This is a genomic window from Blautia sp. MSK18_10, assembly GCF_020553185.1.
Classification (GTDB): domain Bacteria; phylum Bacillota; class Clostridia; order Lachnospirales; family Lachnospiraceae; genus Blautia_A; species Blautia_A wexlerae.
The window spans coordinates 1-17,576 of record NZ_JAJCGT010000010.1 but is presented as its reverse complement, the minus strand read 5'-3'; the positions used below and the strand labels follow the sequence as shown (position 1 = coordinate 17,576).

The window sequence follows — 17,576 nt, the reverse complement described above, 5'->3', positions numbered from 1 at the left end:
GAACGTAAAAATACAGGCAGTTACCACAAGGATAACCGCCTGTATTTTTTACGTTCCATATTCAATTTTATTCAAGTAAATCTCCTCTGATGTATCCGGTCTGACCGTCGTAGTCGATCTGAACCCATTCACCATCAGTACCTGTCTTCTGAACCTGATCACCTGCTGAGATCACGCCAAGGATATCAGCATCTGTGCTGGCTTCTGCGCGTACATTACATTCCTCCGAAGCAGTAAGCATCGTGCCATCTTCTGCCTCTGTTGACACACCTGCTTCCTCCCCAAGACCATTCAGGAATTCTTCAAGAGACGGATCAGATTGCTGTGCCTGATCCAGTTCATTCTGCACCTTCTTTATAAGAGCTGAAACATCACTGTCTGATAACTGTTTTTCCATATATGCGGAAATCTCAGAATCCTGTAAAGCTCCGTTATTGATCACCCAGTTTCCTTCGCTGTTCTTATATACATAGAACTGAGTCAGTGCAGGGGCCTTGGTCTCAACGCCCTGACAGATATACGAGAAACAGGCGTAAACCACGTAAGAATCATCTGTCATACCTTTCTTCGTGTACACATCGCCTACTTCATACCCTTCGATATAATCTTTCAAATTTGTGACTTTTGACTCATCAGACGGTGTGAAATCATCTTCCAGAGTCTTCAGCGTTGCAATATCTTTTTCCCCCAGAGCCTGATAATAGCTCGTGATCAATGCAGTAACGTCTGCATCTGCTGTTTCCATGGGATTGGCGTCTTCTTTCTTCTCGTCAGACTCCCCTTCACTTATCGGAGAAGAAGGAACATTTCCCTGGTCTTCGGATGTGGTTTTCTGTTCATCTCCGGAATTCCCCTTATTACTTCCGGAACAGGCTCGAATGCCGCAAAACAGGACAACCACAATTATCAGAATAGCTCCACCCAGCATAAAATACCGGAGATTATCTGATAACCATTCTCTAAAATCATCCAAGTTCTTGTCCTCCTTATGAGTTACCGTTTGCTCCGTTCACTGCCGCCATACGATTTCTGACAGTTCCCGATTCTGATAACTCCTGTGATACAACGCACCGGAACTGTACATACGTCCCAGGCAGCACGCCTGAAGGGAATCGAACCCCCGCACATGGTACCGGAAACCACTGCTCTATCCACTGAGCTACAGGCGCGTATCTTGAAAATCTGATTTTCAAAGGATTTATATAATTTATTTAATACAAGGTCTATATTATCATAATTACCGAAAAAAGTAAAGTTTTTTATTTTGTTACAAAAGATGCATTATTTTGTTACAAGTCAAAAATTATGGGCAGTCATGCATTGTGCTGACTGCCCGGTTTTATTTACATTTTCAGATCGTCGAATTTTAATCGGATGATCACCAGGGTGATCGCCATAAGAATGATTCCTGCCGGAAGTGCGATCCATGCTGTCTGTACAAATCCTGCGATAATATAAGTCAGGAAAGATACTGCTGCTGCAACCATTGCATAGGGAAGCTGTGTGCTGACATGATTTACATGTTCACACTGTGCACCTGCTGATGCCATGATGGTTGTATCGGAAATCGGTGAACAGTGATCTCCACATACAGCACCTGCCATACATGCAGAAATAGAGATGATCATCAGTTCATGATTTGTTCCTGAGAATACATTAACAACAATCGGGATCAGGATACCAAAGGTTCCCCATGAAGTACCTGTCGCAAATGCGATAACAGCCCCGATCACAAAGATAATTGCAGGAAGGAAATTCATCAGCCCGCCTGCAGAGCTTTTAACAATTGCAGATACAAATACAGATGCACCAAGGCTGTCTGTCATGACCTTCAATGTCCAAGCAAAAGTAAGGATCAGGATCGCAGGTACCATTGCCTTGAATCCGTCCGGAATACACGCCATACAGTCTCTGAAATTCATAACACGACGTATCAGATATAAAACAATCGTGATAACCAGTCCGAAGAAGCTTCCAAGCACCAGTCCCACAGATGCATCACTCTGTGAAAATGCAGTTACAAAATCAGTTCCGCTAAAGAAACCACCTGTATAGATCATACCGATTACGCAGCATATTACAAGGCTTACGATTGGGATCAGAAGATCGATCACCTTGCCACGCGGATTACTTTTCTCATCTTCAGCCGCGTTTGCATAAGGACGTGCAGGTGTTGTGTAGATATCACCTTTTAAAGCATTTGTCTCATGAACACCCATTGTTCCGAATTCTACTTTCATAAGAACCATTGCCACCATCATGAAGATCGTAAGCAGTGCGTAGAAGTTATAGGGAATTGCATGTACAAACAGGGTAATTCCATCCTCTCCTTCTACAAATCCGCTGACTGCCGCAGCCCATGAAGAAATCGGTGCAATGATACATACCGGTGCTGCTGTGGCATCGATCAGGTACGCCAGCTTTGCGCGGGACACATTGTGCTTATCTGTCACAGGACGCATAACGCTTCCTACTGTCAGACAGTTAAAATAATCGTCAATAAAGATCAGTACACCAAGAATGATGGTTGAGAGTTCCGCACCAACTCTGCTTTTAATCCTCTTACTGGCCCAGCGTCCGAATGCTGCGGAACCGCCTGCCCTGTTCATCAGACATACCATGGTTCCCAGAATAACAAGGAAGATCAGGATACCCATATTATAAGAATCTGTCAGAACGCTGATCATTCCGCCTTCAAAAATATGAAGGATTGTTCCTTCGAAATTAAAATTAGAGTAGAACAGTGCACCAACCAGTATTCCTACAAACAGTGAACTGTATACTTCTTTGGTAATCAGTGCCAGTGCAATGGCAACAAGCGGCGGAACCAACGACCAGAATGTGCCGTAAAATTTCGCAGATGCAGCCACCTCTTCCTCTGCTGCAAGTACAGTCAGCGGACTTGCCAGTATCAGCAGCATCAGTGCTGAAAGGCAGAGCGAAAGTCTTTTTATGTTACTTTTCATTTCTTTTCTCCTTCTCTTGTAAGATATATGATATTTCGATCATAGCACGCCTCTTAATTAATGCATTTGAAACAGCTTGACAGAATTTCACGCTCTGATGAGCCGGATCAATATGCATTATTTACGAGGATTGCTATAATCAAATCTGTAAATGTAGCAGGATTCCGTCTGTGCGATCAGTTCACAACCACACTCTGTCAGAAAATCATGGTCAACCAGCCCGATCTGTGTTACTACGAAATCTGTCTTTGATTTCTTCAACGCAGCCTGAAACCCTTCTTTATCTTCATAGATATGATAATCGATCACATCCAGCAATGCTTTCTGTCTTTTATAGAAACTGCTGTTCTCATCATAGTTTCCCGCCACTGTACTGCCTGATCTGTAGATACTTGCATTTCTGCTTATTACAGTGGCGATCCCCGCATCATACTGTCGCACAATGCTGTTAAGACTGCCGTCAAAAACAACCCTTGGAAAATCATTCTCCTGGTTCTGGTGGATCACGTCGCAGACTGCACGCAGATCATTGGGCACCTTATAAATATTCTCTGCCATTGCAAAATTGGTCACTACCCCGTCCAGCGGATTTCCCAGGATCACAAAACCTGTCAGCACAGCTGCAGCCATAAGAACTTTTATCCAGGTCTTTCTAAAAGCGGTCACAAGTCTGACTCCATAGTAGGCAACCGCCGGGATCACAGGAAGAATCCAGATAAACCGGTAATATTCATTCTCAAACTTCGCCTTTGCGATAAGATATTTTACAACCAGCGGATTATATACTGTCAGCAACAGAAATACTGTATAGCCGATAAATATCCCGGACTTTCTTTTTCTCCACAGGACCAGTGTGCAGATCAGTCCTACAGCAAACAGAAGAGGATACCAGCAGGAACCCCAGTACAGCTTCATACATGCATCAACAAAGCGCAGTCCCAGTTCCTGAATTGTTACACCTGCCATTTTTTTCTCCTTTCTGTATTATGATGCAGCCAGCGTCAGCAGACCGATTCTGCATGCAAAAAATACAGCTGCATATAATGCCGACGGAAGCATACACACTGCACAATATACCAGCCCTGAAAATCTCTTATTCATAACTGCTGCCGGAGCCATTCCCGCTGCGATCACGATAGGAAAGATGATAGCAGAACCGGAAAATGTCAGCGCACTGACCGCTGTGACAAACAATATGATCCAGACATTCCTGCTGTTTTTCTCCTGCAGATACCAGACGGCACACATAAGAACTGCAGGGATGGCAATGTTGGCAAGGATGGCTTTTCCCTCGTAGCTTCTGGTAAAGAAAAAAGTTCCGGAGGAATAAATCGTACCGCAAAACAGCTGTAAAACACAGACAAAGAAAAGCATCAGATCTGCTTTCTTCCTGTTTCCGTCAAACAGTCTCTTACCGATCTGATAAATGATCAGATTGGCAGTCACTACATTCATACATGACATTACCTGCTTTGCCTGCACAATGGGATGGATTCCCAGAAGTCTGCACCACACTGCATTATGCATCGGATATGCAGAAAAAACATATCTGGCCTGAAATGCCTTCTGGATCGCTCCGTTAAAGGGATTATATCTGCCAAGAGTATCTGTGTATACAGAAGTACTCACTGTACCTACATAATACGCCGCATCTACTGTTGTATCCTCGTAAAAGATCACAATCAGACACTGCAGCAATACTACGGCACCTGCAAGGATAATCATCACAGAGTGATTTTTCCATATTTCAGAAATGCTTCCAAAAATCCCACTACATGTTTCCGTTTGTCCGGCACGTATTCTCCGTTGTTTTTTTATTGTGCAGATCACAGCTGCGCAGATAACCAGAGCCATGATTCCTGCCCATATATAAGCCGCAGCTGTCAGGGATACCCATTTCAGTGTCATCGGTACGATCACCAGTTCAAACACTGCAAAGTAAACCAGATATCCCAGTATGAAAGTCAGGGAACAATCCCCTTTTACTTTCAATATCCGGACCAGAACAATGCCTGCTGCATAAAAAACTATAAACTCCAGGGCAAAACCTGCACAGGCAAGGCATAATTCTCTCATTCTTCCACCTTTGTCCCTGACCGGATGGATTCGCGGTTTTTCAAAATCTCCATGGCAATCTTCTCAGGAGTCATCGGAAGCTCTGTCAGACGCACACCTGTTGCATTATAAATTGCCTCAGCCAGTGCCGGACATGGAGTATCAATTACAAGCTCACCAATGGATTTGGCACCAAAAGGACCGCTCTTTTCGTAACTGCACTCGAAATCCACGCGGATATTTCCGATATCCTGTCTGGTTGGGATCTTATACTGCATAAAAGAGTTGTTGCGGATCTTACCTTTATCTGTATATTGTACATCTTCCCAGAGAGCCATACCAATTCCCTGTGCAATACCGCCCTCCGTCTGTACACGTGCAAGATTCGGATTGATCGGTGTACCGCAGTCAACAACCGCCACATAATCCAGAACATCCACACTGCCTGTCTCTGTATCCACCTCTACTTCTGCCATACCTACCATAAACGGCGGCGGCGAGATCGGTGAAGAATGCTGTTTCACAACCTGAAGCTCGATATTGTTAAAGAAAGTGCTCTTTAATGCAATATCTTCCAATGAAACTTTCTTCTGGGCATTTTCAGAACTGATGGCATCCATATCAACACTATAGCCCTCTTCTGCATCTGTCATATGACCTGCTGCATTTCCGTCTGCCCCATCGCTTATCTCAAGTGTCTCATCATAGAATACACAGGATCCGTCAAAATCAACTTTTCCCTCATCTACTTCCATCATCTCTGCGCCAAGCTTACAGATTTTTTTCTTCAGCTCCTCACAGGCCTTCATAACCGCTACACCGGTGGTATAGGTTGTAGCGGAAGCATAGGAACCGGAATCATAAGGAGAAATATCCGTATCCACACTGAATACTACTATGTTATCCATAGGCGTATTTAGACAGTCAGCCGCAATCTGCGCCATAACGGTATCACAGCCTGTTCCCATATCCGTACATCCAAGTGCCAGTGTATAAGAACCATCTTCATTCAGCTTAATATCTGCGCCGCCTACGTCAACTCCTGCAATAGAGGATCCCTGCATAGCCATGGCAACACCGACTCCGCGGACCTTTCCATTTCCCATATCCCTGCATGGATATTTGGAATCCCAGTCCATCATCTCTTTGGCGCGCGCCATACAGCGGTCCATGGAACAGCTCTGTGCATAAGGAACATCCGGATATCCCGGAAGAGGACCGCCCTCTACAGGCATATTCATTTCTTTTACCTTAACAGGATCCATTCCCATCTTATGTGCCAGCTCATTTACTGCAGATTCCACTGCAAAAATACCCTGGGTTGCACCATAACCACGATAGGCACCTGCAGCCTGCACATTTGTATAGACAACATCAAAAGCAAACCTGTAGGCTTCTGTATGTCTGTAAAGAGCGATTGATTTATGACCGCTGAGTCCTACTGTTGTAGAACTGTGTTCTCCGTATGCCCCAGTGTTGGACAAAGTATAAAGATCAATTGCCTTGATGATACCATTTTCATCTGCACCTGCGCGTACTGTGATCTCCATCTCATGGCGCGGTGAAGAGCAGATCATGGACTCATATCTGGAGAAGATCATCTTGGACGGGCGGCCTGTTTTCCAGGTCACGATCGCCGGATAGATCTCACTGACAGAGGTCTGCTTTGCACCAAAGCCGCCACCGATCCTTGGCTTGATCACACGTACTTTGGAAGCAGGAATGTCCAGTGCCCTTCCAACGATCCTTCGCACATGGAATGGGATCTGTGTTGAGGACAGAACGATCAGTCTGCCGAAATGATCCATATAGCAGGCTGTGCGGAAAGTCTCCATCATAGTCTGCTGGTTTGCTCTTGTATGATAAGTGCGCTCTACAGTATATTTACACTTTGCCAGAACTTCATCTACATTTCCATGTTCTTCCACTGCAGATGCACATAAGTTTCTTTTGTTGTCTCCGCCAAGAGGAATTTTCAGCTTCCAGTCATCCTCCGGATGGACCAGGATCGGATTATCTTTTGCCTTGTGGATATCCAGAACCGGTGTCTCCACGCGGTAATCTACGCGGATTCTCTTCAATGCTTTATCTACCGCCTCTTCTGTCTCACCCGCAACAATGGCAACTGCATCTCCCACAAAACGTACATGACGGTCAAGGATCAATCTGTCATCCGGACTCATCTCCGGTGCAGTCTGGCCGGCAAGGGTAAAACGTTTCTGAGGCACATTTTTATAGGTAAGGATACATGCAATTCCGGCCACCTTCTCGGCAGTACCTGTTTTAATATCTTCCACCCAGGCGTTGGCGTGGGGACTTCTCAGTATCTTCACGATCAGGCAGTCCCTTGGTGCCAGATCATCTGTATAGACAGGCTTTCCGGTTACCAGTGACATTGCATCTGTTTTACGTACAGGTTGATTTACATATTTCATCTTTATGCTTCCTCCTGTGCTTTCTTATATTTCAGGAACTTCAGGATACTCCTTGTCTGGGAAACAAAACCGGAACATCTGCACAGATTTCCCGCAAGATATTCTTTGATCTGCTCCTCTGTGGGATCTTTGATCTCGTTGAGCATCGCAAATACATTCATGATAAATCCCGGATTGCAGAAACCGCACTGTTCCGCACCTTCATTCGCCAGAAAGCTTCCAAACTCCTGCGCTTCTCTCTGCATTCCTTCCAATGTAACGATTTTCTTTCCCTCAATGCGTGCTGCAAGTGTACTGCAGGAAAGCACCGGACGACCGTCCATAAGAACTGTGCAAAGACCACAGTTCGCAGTTTCGCAGCCTCTTTTCACGCTGAAACAGCCCTGTTCTCTTAAGAAATCGATTAGCAGTGTATCCGGAGAGATCTCTGCGTGGCGGTTCACTCCGTTAAGCCAGAAATTAATATTCATTTTTCATCCCTCCTACTGCTTCCCAGGCTCTTCTTGTCAATACTTTTACAAGAAGGGTTCTGTATTCCTTTGATCCTCGCATATTGCCTGCAGTAGGAACGTTCTCTGCCGCATATTCTGCAAAGGCTTCGATCGCCTCTTCCTTCTGCTTTTTTGTCATGTTCCGGAAATTCTTCAGGATCTGCTTCTTATCTTCCACGATCATGGCACGTGCAGGTCTGGCACCTATCACAGTCCTTGCCTCATTTCCGATCACAGAAGCTGCACAGGTCAGCACCGGGAAATCTGTTTTTATGTTTCTCTGACTTAAGTAACAGGTAAGAAGTGGCTCTTTTCGCACGATGATATTTACAAGGATGTCATTGTCCTTCTTCATATTTACAAATTCAGTCAGTGGAATACGGCCTGCATCATATAATTCTACCCATGTATCCATTCCCAGGAACATGGTCAGAACATCTGAGAAACCATATCTTCCATAAATGCTTCCTCCCACAGTGGCACAGTTTCTGAACTGTACGCCTACAATGTGGCAAAGGCTTTCTTTCATAGCTCCATGTGTGTAGGTATTCAGAGCTTCATTTGTCTCCAGGTCATGAAGCGGAGTCATACATCCGATGACAAATTCGTCATCATTCTCCGAAATCGCATCCAGCCCCAGACCGGAAAGATCAATCGCTGTGGATATTGCTCTGTTGCCCATTTTCATCCAGACCATTCCCCCAAGAATACGGGCTGTTTTCTTCTGGTTCAGTTCATAAGCTTCCGCCAGACTGTTTACCTTTACATAGCTTTTGATTTTCAGCATTATGTATCGTATCCCTTTCTTACATACTTTTCATATCTCTTGTAATATTTTGACTCGGATCTGTCGTCAGACAGCCAATTTAATATAATACCATAGCTTAAAGAAAAAATCTATAAATATCCTCTATTTCATAAATAAATTTTTGTTACTGTTCACTCCGTTCTCAGTAACGTAGCCAAAATTCATTCCAGATTGCCTGCGGCAATGGAATTTTGGCTTGTATGTCTCGGCAGTAATCCTGGTCAGGCGGACAATATCATCCGCTTTGCTGCTTGCTGTAAATATTACTCTAATTCTAGCATATGACAGCCAAAAGTGTCTATTGATAAAACTATCCAAAAAAACACTTTTCAAAATATTATCGGATTAACTGTATCATTTGTTTCATTGCGAATCGTTTTTGTGCACTGTACCCAAATATTTTCGTAATATATTTGGCTTTTTATATATTTTACTGGATTTTTTCAAGTATCAATGTTATAATGTTCACAAATAAAAGACTTATCACTGTTAATTGCAGATAACAGGTACAATTTGCTAATATCCGCCTGAATCTATATCGTTCAATAACAGAGATGTCATAAAGGAGGGTTTGATTATGAGTAAACGCGTGATTACAATAAACAGGATGCTCGGCAGTAATGGCCGCCTGATCGGTAAAGCTCTGGCAGAAGAGCTTGGATTTGCTTTTTATGACAAAGAGCTGATCGATATTGCAGCTCAGAAAGAGAATATTCCTTTTGATCTGCTTGCCAAGGTTGATGAGAAACGTGGCAGCCAGTGGCGTTTTCCCATTGACCATGAACTTCAGATGGACAGCGATTTTCACTTTGTTCCCATGAATGATGTGCTCTTTGATCTTCAGCGAAAGATTATTCTGGATGCTGCTGAGAAAGAAGATTGTGTGATCGTTGGCCGATGCGCCAATCACATCCTCGACAATAAATGCCTGAGCGTATTTATCCATGCACCATTTGAGTATCGTGTACAGACTGTCATCGAGCGTACGGGACGGGAAGAAAAAAGTGCACAGAAGCTGGTTAAGAAAGTGGATAAAGAACGGCGTACTTATTATGAGTACTTTACAGATAAGAAATGGAAAGATATTTCCCAGTATCATCTGGCATTTGACAGCAGTAAATTTGAGCAGGATAAAATTATACAGATGATAAAGATGGCATTGTAAAATCAAACAGGGTTCCAGATTCAAAAGTCTTATCATGCAGGCACGAACGACTTTTTGAACCTAGTACATCGTTTCGTAAATAACTATACCAATCGCGTAGGATGCGGATTCGAGTGTGCTGGTATAAAAACGCAGGCGTAGCGGGCTACGCTGAGGCTTTTAGACCTGTGCAATCGGATTCGCAGACAAGTGAGTGGTATAGTTATTTCGAAAACGATGTACTAGGACCCTGATATCATATTATTTATTTTCTCCCAGAATATACTGCTTCAGGAAATCATAAATCTGATTCTCTGTTGGAGGACATCCCTTTACGTTATATTCAAATTTACAGGTGCATGCACCTACACCCAGTTTTCCTGTTTTTCCGCGGTATCCCTGGCCGATGCAGATTTTCGTGTCCAGTTTCTCGAAAAGGCCGTCATTTTTAAGCATTTCCAGAGCCGGGATGAGATAACCATAGCAGGCACTGCAGGATTCTACTTCTTCTACTGCATCCTGAAGTTCTACCACTTTTCTTGATTTCGGAAGTTCTTTGCGGGCATTTTCCTCACAGTATATGATGCGGGAATTTTTCAGATCAGTACTTCCAACCCCAAGCTTCTCTGCCAGTTCAATATACGGTACATCTTTCGTTGTATAATGCATGATCTGACATACATAAGAATCGATCAGTACCGGATCCGTCCCCGCCCAGATACGGTTCATCACTACCGGATTTCCGCCATCCTCGAAATCCAGATCCCCGCAAATGTTATCAACCACGACAAAATCCTGATGGAGCCCCGCATTCAGATGTGCAATCGGTTCATGCAGTCCCATCGCATGAAAATGACGCTTCTCTGTATTGGGGATCAATCCTTTCATATTTTTCAATGCACATGTGATCTTTGTCTGACAATGGCCTTTCAATACCGGAACATTGATCAGAAAATCAATATTTGCCGCACGTTCACAGACATTCAGTTTCATCCCCCTGCAATCTCTTTCAATCCCCTTGTCTTTCTGCATATCCCAAAAAGGCACCTGATATTTTTCCGTTAGTTCACGATATCCGCACACTTCGTATGCTTCTGTAGTCTTATCTCCCACCCAGGAGCCTTCCAGAATGGCAATATTTCCATATCCGTTTTCCTGCAGATACTCAATAATTCCCGCCACAATTTCCGGATGTGTGGTAGCTCCCCATGAAGCCTCGGAAGGTGATACAAGATTAGGCTTGATACCAATCTGCATCTTTTTATCTGAAATTACAGACGCCAGGCCGCACTGTGCCAGCAGTTCCTTTGTCATTTCTTTGTAATTGGTTCCGCTCTTTATATAGATTTCATTTTTGTTCATTACAAGATTATCCTTTACACTTTACATTCGAATATTTTTCTGCTGATTTTTGCATATCTTTTTTTGTATTTTCCCCCGGAAGTTTTTTTCTGAACCGGTCAGCTTTTCTGAGGTGAAAATGTTCTCCGCATCAGCCTGCATGCCACTGTACTTGTGAGCAGTGCCACCAGAAATCCTGCCAGAACATCCCCCGGATAATGTACGCCCAGATAGAGTCTGGAAAAAGCAATCATTCCGGCCAGAACAACAGGCAAAATTCCCCATTTCCCGGGCAGCATCCGCAGACAGACCAGTGCAACGGCAAAGGAAGCGCAGGTATGGCCGGATGGAAATGAATAGTCTTTCGGTCTGGTGATCAGCGGAATGATCTGTGTATAAGTATCAAAAGGTCTTGGACGGGCTACTGCATTTTTTATCAGCAGATTTGTGATCAGAAACCCTGACAGCAGCGAGAGTGCCGCTGTCACTCCTGTTTTGCGTGTTTTCCCGAAACAGATCAGAAGCACACATAATACGATCCAGAACCATCCTCCGTTTCCGAGGAAGGTGACTGCTCTCCAGAACGGAGTCAGGGCATCCACCCTTAAATGTTCCTGGATCCACAGTAAAATATTCATATCTAATTGCTGTAATGTCGCCATAAACTTCTCCCATTATATTTTTTATCAGTCACAGTATGTATTCCTCTCAAAATACATACGAATTATATCAGTCCGACTTCTTTTGTGCAAGGTATTATAAGCAAAGTTGATTTGTTTAAGGACTCAAAAGTCAAAATAACGTAGAAATCAGTCAAAATACCGATAGCGTTTTTCTGCCGGAAGGATTATGCTGAAAGCAGACTAATAAAACTGCCTGATCGGGCAAATACTTATTACGGGGGTAAATATGATAAACACATTATCGTCCGGTAAGGATAATTTTTACCGGCAGATGCTTAAACTGACGATTCCGATCATTATCCAGAATCTGCTCAGTGCAGCGGTTAACTCCGCAGATGTAATTATGCTTAATTATGTGGGACAGTCTGCGATTTCTGCGGTGTCTCTGGCTGCCAATTACTCCAATATCCTGTTTATGGTATATTATGGACTTGGTACAGGTGCATCTCTTCTGTGTGCGCAGTATTTCGGAAAAAATAATATGCAGGCTATTCATGCGATCGAGGGAATTGCCCTCCGCTTTTCCATCATAATCTCGGGAATCGTAACACTGATCGCATTTACTGCTCCTCAGCTTATGATGAAGATTTTTACTTCTGATCAGGAACTGATCTCTATCGGTTCTTCTTATCTTAGGATTATGGGAATTACATATCTCTGCTGGGGAATTACAGAGATTTATCTGGCGATTTTGCGCAGTATCGGACGTGTAACGATCAGTATGGCATTGAATATGCTGGCTTTTATATTGAATATTATCCTGAATGCCACTTTTATCTTCGGGCTTTTCGGCGCACCGAAGCTGGGGGCTACAGGTGTTGCCATTGCAACTGCTGCTTCCAGACTGATCGAACTGGCAGCATGCGTGATCGTTTCTTTCCTGAGCAGAGATGTTAAATTGAACCTGACCTTTATGTTTATCCGCAGTAAGGTGCTGTTTGGTGACTTCGTCCGGCTGTCACTTCCCGCTCTTGGAAATGACGTTTCCTGGAGTGTTGCTTTCTCCATGTACTCTGTGATCCTGGGACATCTCGGAACAGATGCCGTTGCAGCCAACTCTCTGGTTACGGTTGTCCGCAATATCGGTTCTGTGTTCTGCTTTGCAATTGCCAGTGCGGGAACGATTCTTCTTGGAAATGTAATGGGAAAAGGGGATCTGGAGAAATCGAAGGTGTATGCTTCCAGAATGCTGAAGATGACCATTATAGCCGGTGCCATTGGCGGTGTGATCGTATTTGCCATTACGCCTCTGGTCCTGAGATTTGCATCCTTAAGTGACGGGGCAATGCATTATTTGAAGTACATGCTGCTTATCAATACCTATTATATTATGGGTTCTGCGGTAAACACAGCCCTGATCGCCGGGGTATTCCGCGCAGGTGGTGATACGAAGTTCGGACTGATCTGCGATACCATTGATATGTGGGTATATGCGGTACCTCTGGGATTTTTTGCGGCCTTTGTCCTGAAGCTTCCGGTATTGTGGGTTTACTTCCTGCTCTGTACAGATGAGTTTGTGAAATGGCCATGGGTATTCCATCATTACCGCCAGGGGAAATGGGCACAGAATATTACAAGGGAGGATCTGTTTGAGCAGAAAGCTTCCTGAGATATCATCCATATCCGCCGCAGTATGGTTCTATCATAAATAAGCAAAACAGCAGGTCTGTTCATTCTATGAACAATCCTGCTGTTTTTATGTCTGCAGATTTTCTTTCCGGATCCCTGCAGACATCTATTTTCGGTTTATAAAAAATGCTTACAGATTATAATGTATTCAGGTCGATTCTGTAATCGTCAGAGCCCTGTCCGTCTACTGTGTAGTAAGCGGCTTTCTGCTCAACATTTACATAAACGCTGATTTCTTTTCCTTCGATGCCTTTGTCTTTGATGTCTTTTTTGATTGCTTCCTCGATGGAGCTCATTGTAACTGCAAAACCAGGTAATTCGATAGTTGTTTCTGCGAATTTTTTGATGTCGATATTTTTAGCCACTTCTTTTACTGCTTTCTTTACAGTTTCTTTTGCTTCTTCTACAACCGGAGCCTTCGCAATATCAGCTGCAGCGTCTTTTGCTTCTTCAATTACTTCTGAAGCCTTTACAGTTGTTTTCTCAACTGTCTCTTTGACTGCTTCTGTAGCCTTTGTTGTTGCTTCTTTAATAGTTTCCTTTGCTCTTGAAGTTGTTCTTTTTCTCATAATAATCTCCTATTCCAACTGATTGGTCTAGAGCGTGTCGCTCTAACAGTTTCCTGTGTAACCGTACCACAAATTCCAGACAATGTCAAATTTTTATCAAATTTTGTCCTACTCGACATTTTTTAAGGCTTCATCCATAGGAACCTTCTTCACTCTCCGAAATTCCAGCAAAGCAACGATTCCGTATGTAATGATTCCTGCTGCAAACATCTGCACATAGATCATCGGGTCGATCCAGAGCGTGATCCATCCGGAAATACTGGACAGCATCATCTCCCGGAACAGAACTTTCATGATTACTGTTTCCAGCGGCAGACTCAAAAGCAGACAGAACACCACCACCAAAGACGTGGACATAATATATAGCTTGCTGATCTCACCATTTGTATAGCCCAGGATTTTTACCATTGAAATAGACTGGGCATTTTTTTCGATAATGATCTTGGAAAGAAGATAGATCAGTACCATATAGATCATAATGGCAAATCCGTTTACCATACCCATCATACTTCCCATGGATACATCCAGCTGTCTGGAGATCTTTGTCAGTGCATCAAGGTCAACTACAGATCCTATATACTGGCTCTTGATATCTGTAAGCTCTGTATCCGAGAAATACCCACTGTAATAATCCTCTCCCAGATCAAAAATATCATTCAGTTCACTGCGGGGCATAAACACACACAAGGCAGCCGTATAATCATAAACTCCTGCTATTTTAAACGAATATTTCTCTTTTTCGTATTTTTCTTTCAGAGTGATGGTATCCCCCACATGAAGCAGGAATTTATCCGCATATGCGCTCGAAATATAAACTGCTGCGCTTTCTTTTTCTGCATTTGCCGTATTCTTGTTATCTGCTTTTTCTTTATTCCCTGCTTCATCTTTTTTATCTTTTGTATTATTAAAATCTATCGTTACATACCTGCTGTCCGGTTCGATCCCGTAAAGCAGTACTTCTTCACTCTTATATTTTCCTGGCAGTGTATTCAGGGAATAAGCAGAAAATTCCTCTGCATCTTCATTGTCTGTTCTGGAATCCATATAAAACTCCAGCAGAGAGATCAGACCGTCAAATTTATTTCCACTTACTGCGCTGACCGGAACCTGAAGCATATACTGGTATTTTGCCAGCATATTGTTCTGGATTTCCACCTGGTAATGGGACAGTGCCGAAGGAAGCAGCAATCCGAACATCAGCAGCAGATTTGCAAACAGGATCCCGATAAACAGAACCATATAATTACTCATATTCTGAAAAATCACCCGAAGCCGGAATCTGGAAAAGATTTTCATCTTCGGACTCAGATAAATTGCCCTCTTCTGCTTTCTTCCCGACAGATCCCTGCGCAGGAATTTTAACGGTGACAGCTTCAGCTTATGTCTGAGCACTCCGTAATTTACCACCAGCATAATAACTACCGGAACCAGAGTTGTAAGCCCAAATGCCTCCCCATTCCATACGGTCACATAAGTCGGAAGACTATAGCTTCCATAATACATATCTGCACATACATCCTTTAATACAGTGTATCCAAGGATATTTCCGATCAGTGCACCCACAAAAGTAACCAGCACCGGAAGTGTCATATAGTGAAGAATCAGTTCATGTCTGGTATATCCGGACGCACGTAAGGTACCGATAACGCCGGCTTCTTTCCGTATCGTATTGCTGATGGTAATTCCGAATACAAAGGCCATGATCACCATAATAATATAAAGAAGCATGATCATCATGGCCTTGTCTCCACCCATATCATCCCCTGTAAAAGTAATGGCCTGATTCAGATACCGGGGTACAAAAGCCTCCAGTGTGACAATCTTTCCCATATACTCCATCAGATCCTCGGAAACTTCTTTCTCTTCCTTTTCTGTCTTCGGTTTTTCGTCATAGATCCAGGAATAATTGTACTGCAGTTTTTCCTGATCCAAAGAATCAAACTCCTCCTCAGTCACAACAGAAACCCCAAATTTCACAGCATCAAACATAGAATCGTTGTTATTCTGAAACAGGCAGCTGTAGTCGGAAAGTGCCACCAGGCCGGTAATCTTCCAGGTTCTTTTTCCGCTCCGGAGCGTATCTCCCACAGATAGATTGTTGTTGTCTGCATACATTCTGTCAATGGCAATCTCTCCTGTCCCGGCAGGCAGCTCTCCCTTCATCAGGCAGATCTTGTCCACCTGCTGCCTGTTTTTAAAAAAACGCATGGTGCTTCCATTATCCAGAGGTTCCTCCACATAATAATTATCATACAGCTTCACACCCAGCGCCTCTATTTCTTCTCTCTGGGTTTTGTGGACTTGCTCTGCTGTGCGAAAGTTTCCGTCTTCTATGTTGTACTTCTCAAAACCTTCATTGTAAGCAATAAGCATACTGTTATCTGCAACCAGAAAGCCTGACACAAATCCAATGGATGCAACCATCAAGATAAATACAACCAGATACTTGCCCAGTTCTCCCTTCAGTTCTCTGGGCAGACGTTTGCGTAAAGGATTTTTCATCATATGCCTCCTTACCAGTCAAGCTCTGCTGCCGGGATCTTATGCTCATTGAGGTAATTTTTGCGGATCATCCCATCGCGAAGCTTCACCACCCGGTCAGCCATATCTTTGATGGCATCGTTATGCGTTACCATGACGATGGTGTTGCCGTATTTCTGGTTTACCGTCTCGATCAGCTTCAGGATTTCCTTGGAGGTATTATAATCCAGGGCTCCTGTAGGCTCATCGCAAAGAAGAATATCCGGATTCTTTACAATGGCTCTGCCAATGGCAGTCCTTTGCTGCTGACCGCCGGAAAGCTGATTGGGAAGCTTTCTCTGGTGCTCATAGATTCCCAGCGTATGGAGCAGTTCATCTACATCCAGAGGCTTATCACTGAGATAGGCTCCCACCTCTATATTCTCCCGCACTGTAAGATTGGGGATCAGATTATACATCTGAAAAATATATCCCAGATGCTTACGCCTGTACAAAGACAGATTCTTCTCCGACATATCTGCCAGACGCTCCCCGTCTATGACCAGATTTCCCTCGTCTGCACTGTCAATCCCACCGATAATATTCAGAAGCGTAGACTTACCGGAACCAGACGGCCCCAGAAGCACACAAAACTCTCCTCTCTCAATGTCAAGATCCAGCCCTTTAAGCACATCCACCCGGCTGTCCCCTGCACCAAAAGACTTCTGAATTCCCTGTATCTGCAGAAACATTTTTTCATTCCTCCCTCATATCCACTTCCTGTGGAGCAAATTTCTTTAATTCTTTAATATAATAACACTGCTGTTTTACAATATTGTTATACTTCGCTAACTTCAGGTTAGTATAAACTTACTCCATTGTCAACTGATTTTCGTAGTTTTGTAAAATTTTATGGATATGTTCGTTACTGTTCACTCCGCAATGGTATTTAGATAATCTATACCCTTAGTTAGTCTTAAGGGTCTAACAAAAAG

At 43.6% G+C, this 17,576-nt stretch carries 14 protein-coding genes and 1 tRNA gene; 2 read left to right on the top strand and 13 right to left on the bottom strand.

Translation table 11 applies throughout. From position 1 onward, the window contains the following. Positions 1-67: 67 nt before the first annotated feature. From LI074_RS06255 to LI074_RS06220, 8 genes are all read right to left on the bottom strand, one after another. A complete protein-coding gene (locus tag LI074_RS06255) occupies positions 68-973 on the bottom strand; it encodes an SH3 domain-containing protein (RefSeq protein WP_020993940.1) in 906 nt (301 codons plus the stop codon). A 124-nt stretch (positions 974-1,097) separates the two neighbouring features. Beyond that, a tRNA-Arg gene (locus tag LI074_RS06250) sits at positions 1,098-1,169 on the bottom strand. A 174-nt stretch (positions 1,170-1,343) separates the two neighbouring features. Next, positions 1,344-2,921: a Na+/H+ antiporter NhaC family protein gene (locus LI074_RS06245; RefSeq protein ID WP_420314067.1), complete on the bottom strand. Its 1,578-nt coding sequence runs from the start codon at positions 2,919-2,921 to the stop codon at positions 1,344-1,346. A gap of 162 nt (positions 2,922-3,083) precedes the next feature. Then, complete coding sequence (locus LI074_RS06240; RefSeq protein ID WP_118574558.1) at positions 3,084-3,932, bottom strand: hypothetical protein; 849 nt, start codon at positions 3,930-3,932, stop codon at positions 3,084-3,086. Positions 3,933-3,950: 18 nt separating this feature from the next. Further along, positions 3,951-5,042 (bottom strand): DUF6077 domain-containing protein, encoded by a 1,092-nt coding sequence (locus LI074_RS06235; RefSeq protein WP_173697992.1) that lies wholly within the window; start codon positions 5,040-5,042, stop codon positions 3,951-3,953. After that, positions 5,039-7,456 (bottom strand): xanthine dehydrogenase family protein molybdopterin-binding subunit, encoded by a 2,418-nt coding sequence (locus LI074_RS06230; RefSeq protein ID WP_173697993.1) that lies wholly within the window; start codon positions 7,454-7,456, stop codon positions 5,039-5,041. Before LI074_RS06230 ends, LI074_RS06235 begins: the two co-directional genes overlap by 4 nt. 2 nt (positions 7,457-7,458) lie before the next feature. Further along, the gene (locus LI074_RS06225) at positions 7,459-7,926 is read right to left on the bottom strand and encodes a (2Fe-2S)-binding protein (protein WP_026648500.1); all 468 of its coding nucleotides are present in this window, start codon (positions 7,924-7,926) and stop codon (positions 7,459-7,461) included. Beyond that, positions 7,916-8,734 (bottom strand): FAD binding domain-containing protein, encoded by an 819-nt coding sequence (locus tag LI074_RS06220; RefSeq protein WP_008703340.1) that lies wholly within the window; start codon positions 8,732-8,734, stop codon positions 7,916-7,918. The genes LI074_RS06225 and LI074_RS06220 overlap by 11 nt, the downstream gene beginning before the upstream one ends. A gap of 598 nt (positions 8,735-9,332) precedes the next feature. Here LI074_RS06220 and LI074_RS06215 point away from each other — a divergent pair. Then, positions 9,333-9,920 carry a cytidylate kinase-like family protein gene (locus tag LI074_RS06215; RefSeq protein WP_020993942.1) on the top strand — a complete coding sequence of 196 codons (588 nt, stop codon included), beginning with the start codon at positions 9,333-9,335 and terminating at the stop codon, positions 9,918-9,920. 240 nt (positions 9,921-10,160) lie between these two features. On the opposite strand, the gene LI074_RS06210 is transcribed toward LI074_RS06215, so the two are convergent. Both LI074_RS06210 and LI074_RS06205 read right to left on the bottom strand, forming a co-directional pair. Beyond that, positions 10,161-11,261 carry a DUF362 domain-containing protein gene (locus LI074_RS06210; RefSeq protein WP_055059487.1) on the bottom strand — a complete coding sequence of 367 codons (1,101 nt, stop codon included), beginning with the start codon at positions 11,259-11,261 and terminating at the stop codon, positions 10,161-10,163. A 98-nt stretch (positions 11,262-11,359) separates the two neighbouring features. Beyond that, complete coding sequence (locus LI074_RS06205) at positions 11,360-11,902, bottom strand: phosphatase PAP2 family protein (protein WP_008703344.1); 543 nt, start codon at positions 11,900-11,902, stop codon at positions 11,360-11,362. 247 nt (positions 11,903-12,149) lie between these two features. Between LI074_RS06205 and LI074_RS06200 the strand changes: the two genes are divergently transcribed. Next, positions 12,150-13,532, top strand: coding sequence for an MATE family efflux transporter (locus LI074_RS06200; protein ID WP_173697994.1), 1,383 nt, complete (start codon positions 12,150-12,152; stop codon positions 13,530-13,532). A gap of 157 nt (positions 13,533-13,689) precedes the next feature. Here LI074_RS06200 and LI074_RS06195 read toward each other — a convergent pair whose 3' ends face one another. The 3 genes from LI074_RS06195 to LI074_RS06185 all read right to left on the bottom strand — a co-directional run bounded on the left by LI074_RS06195 (position 13,690) and on the right by LI074_RS06185 (position 17,333). Then, positions 13,690-14,121, bottom strand: coding sequence for a DUF6465 family protein (locus LI074_RS06195; protein WP_008703348.1), 432 nt, complete (start codon positions 14,119-14,121; stop codon positions 13,690-13,692). Positions 14,122-14,229: 108 nt separating this feature from the next. Next, positions 14,230-16,623, bottom strand: a complete 2,394-nt coding sequence (locus LI074_RS06190; RefSeq protein WP_173697995.1) for an ABC transporter permease — start codon at positions 16,621-16,623, stop codon at positions 14,230-14,232. 11 nt (positions 16,624-16,634) lie between these two features. Then, complete coding sequence (locus LI074_RS06185; RefSeq protein WP_008703350.1) at positions 16,635-17,333, bottom strand: ABC transporter ATP-binding protein; 699 nt, start codon at positions 17,331-17,333, stop codon at positions 16,635-16,637. Positions 17,334-17,576 lie beyond the last annotated feature (243 nt).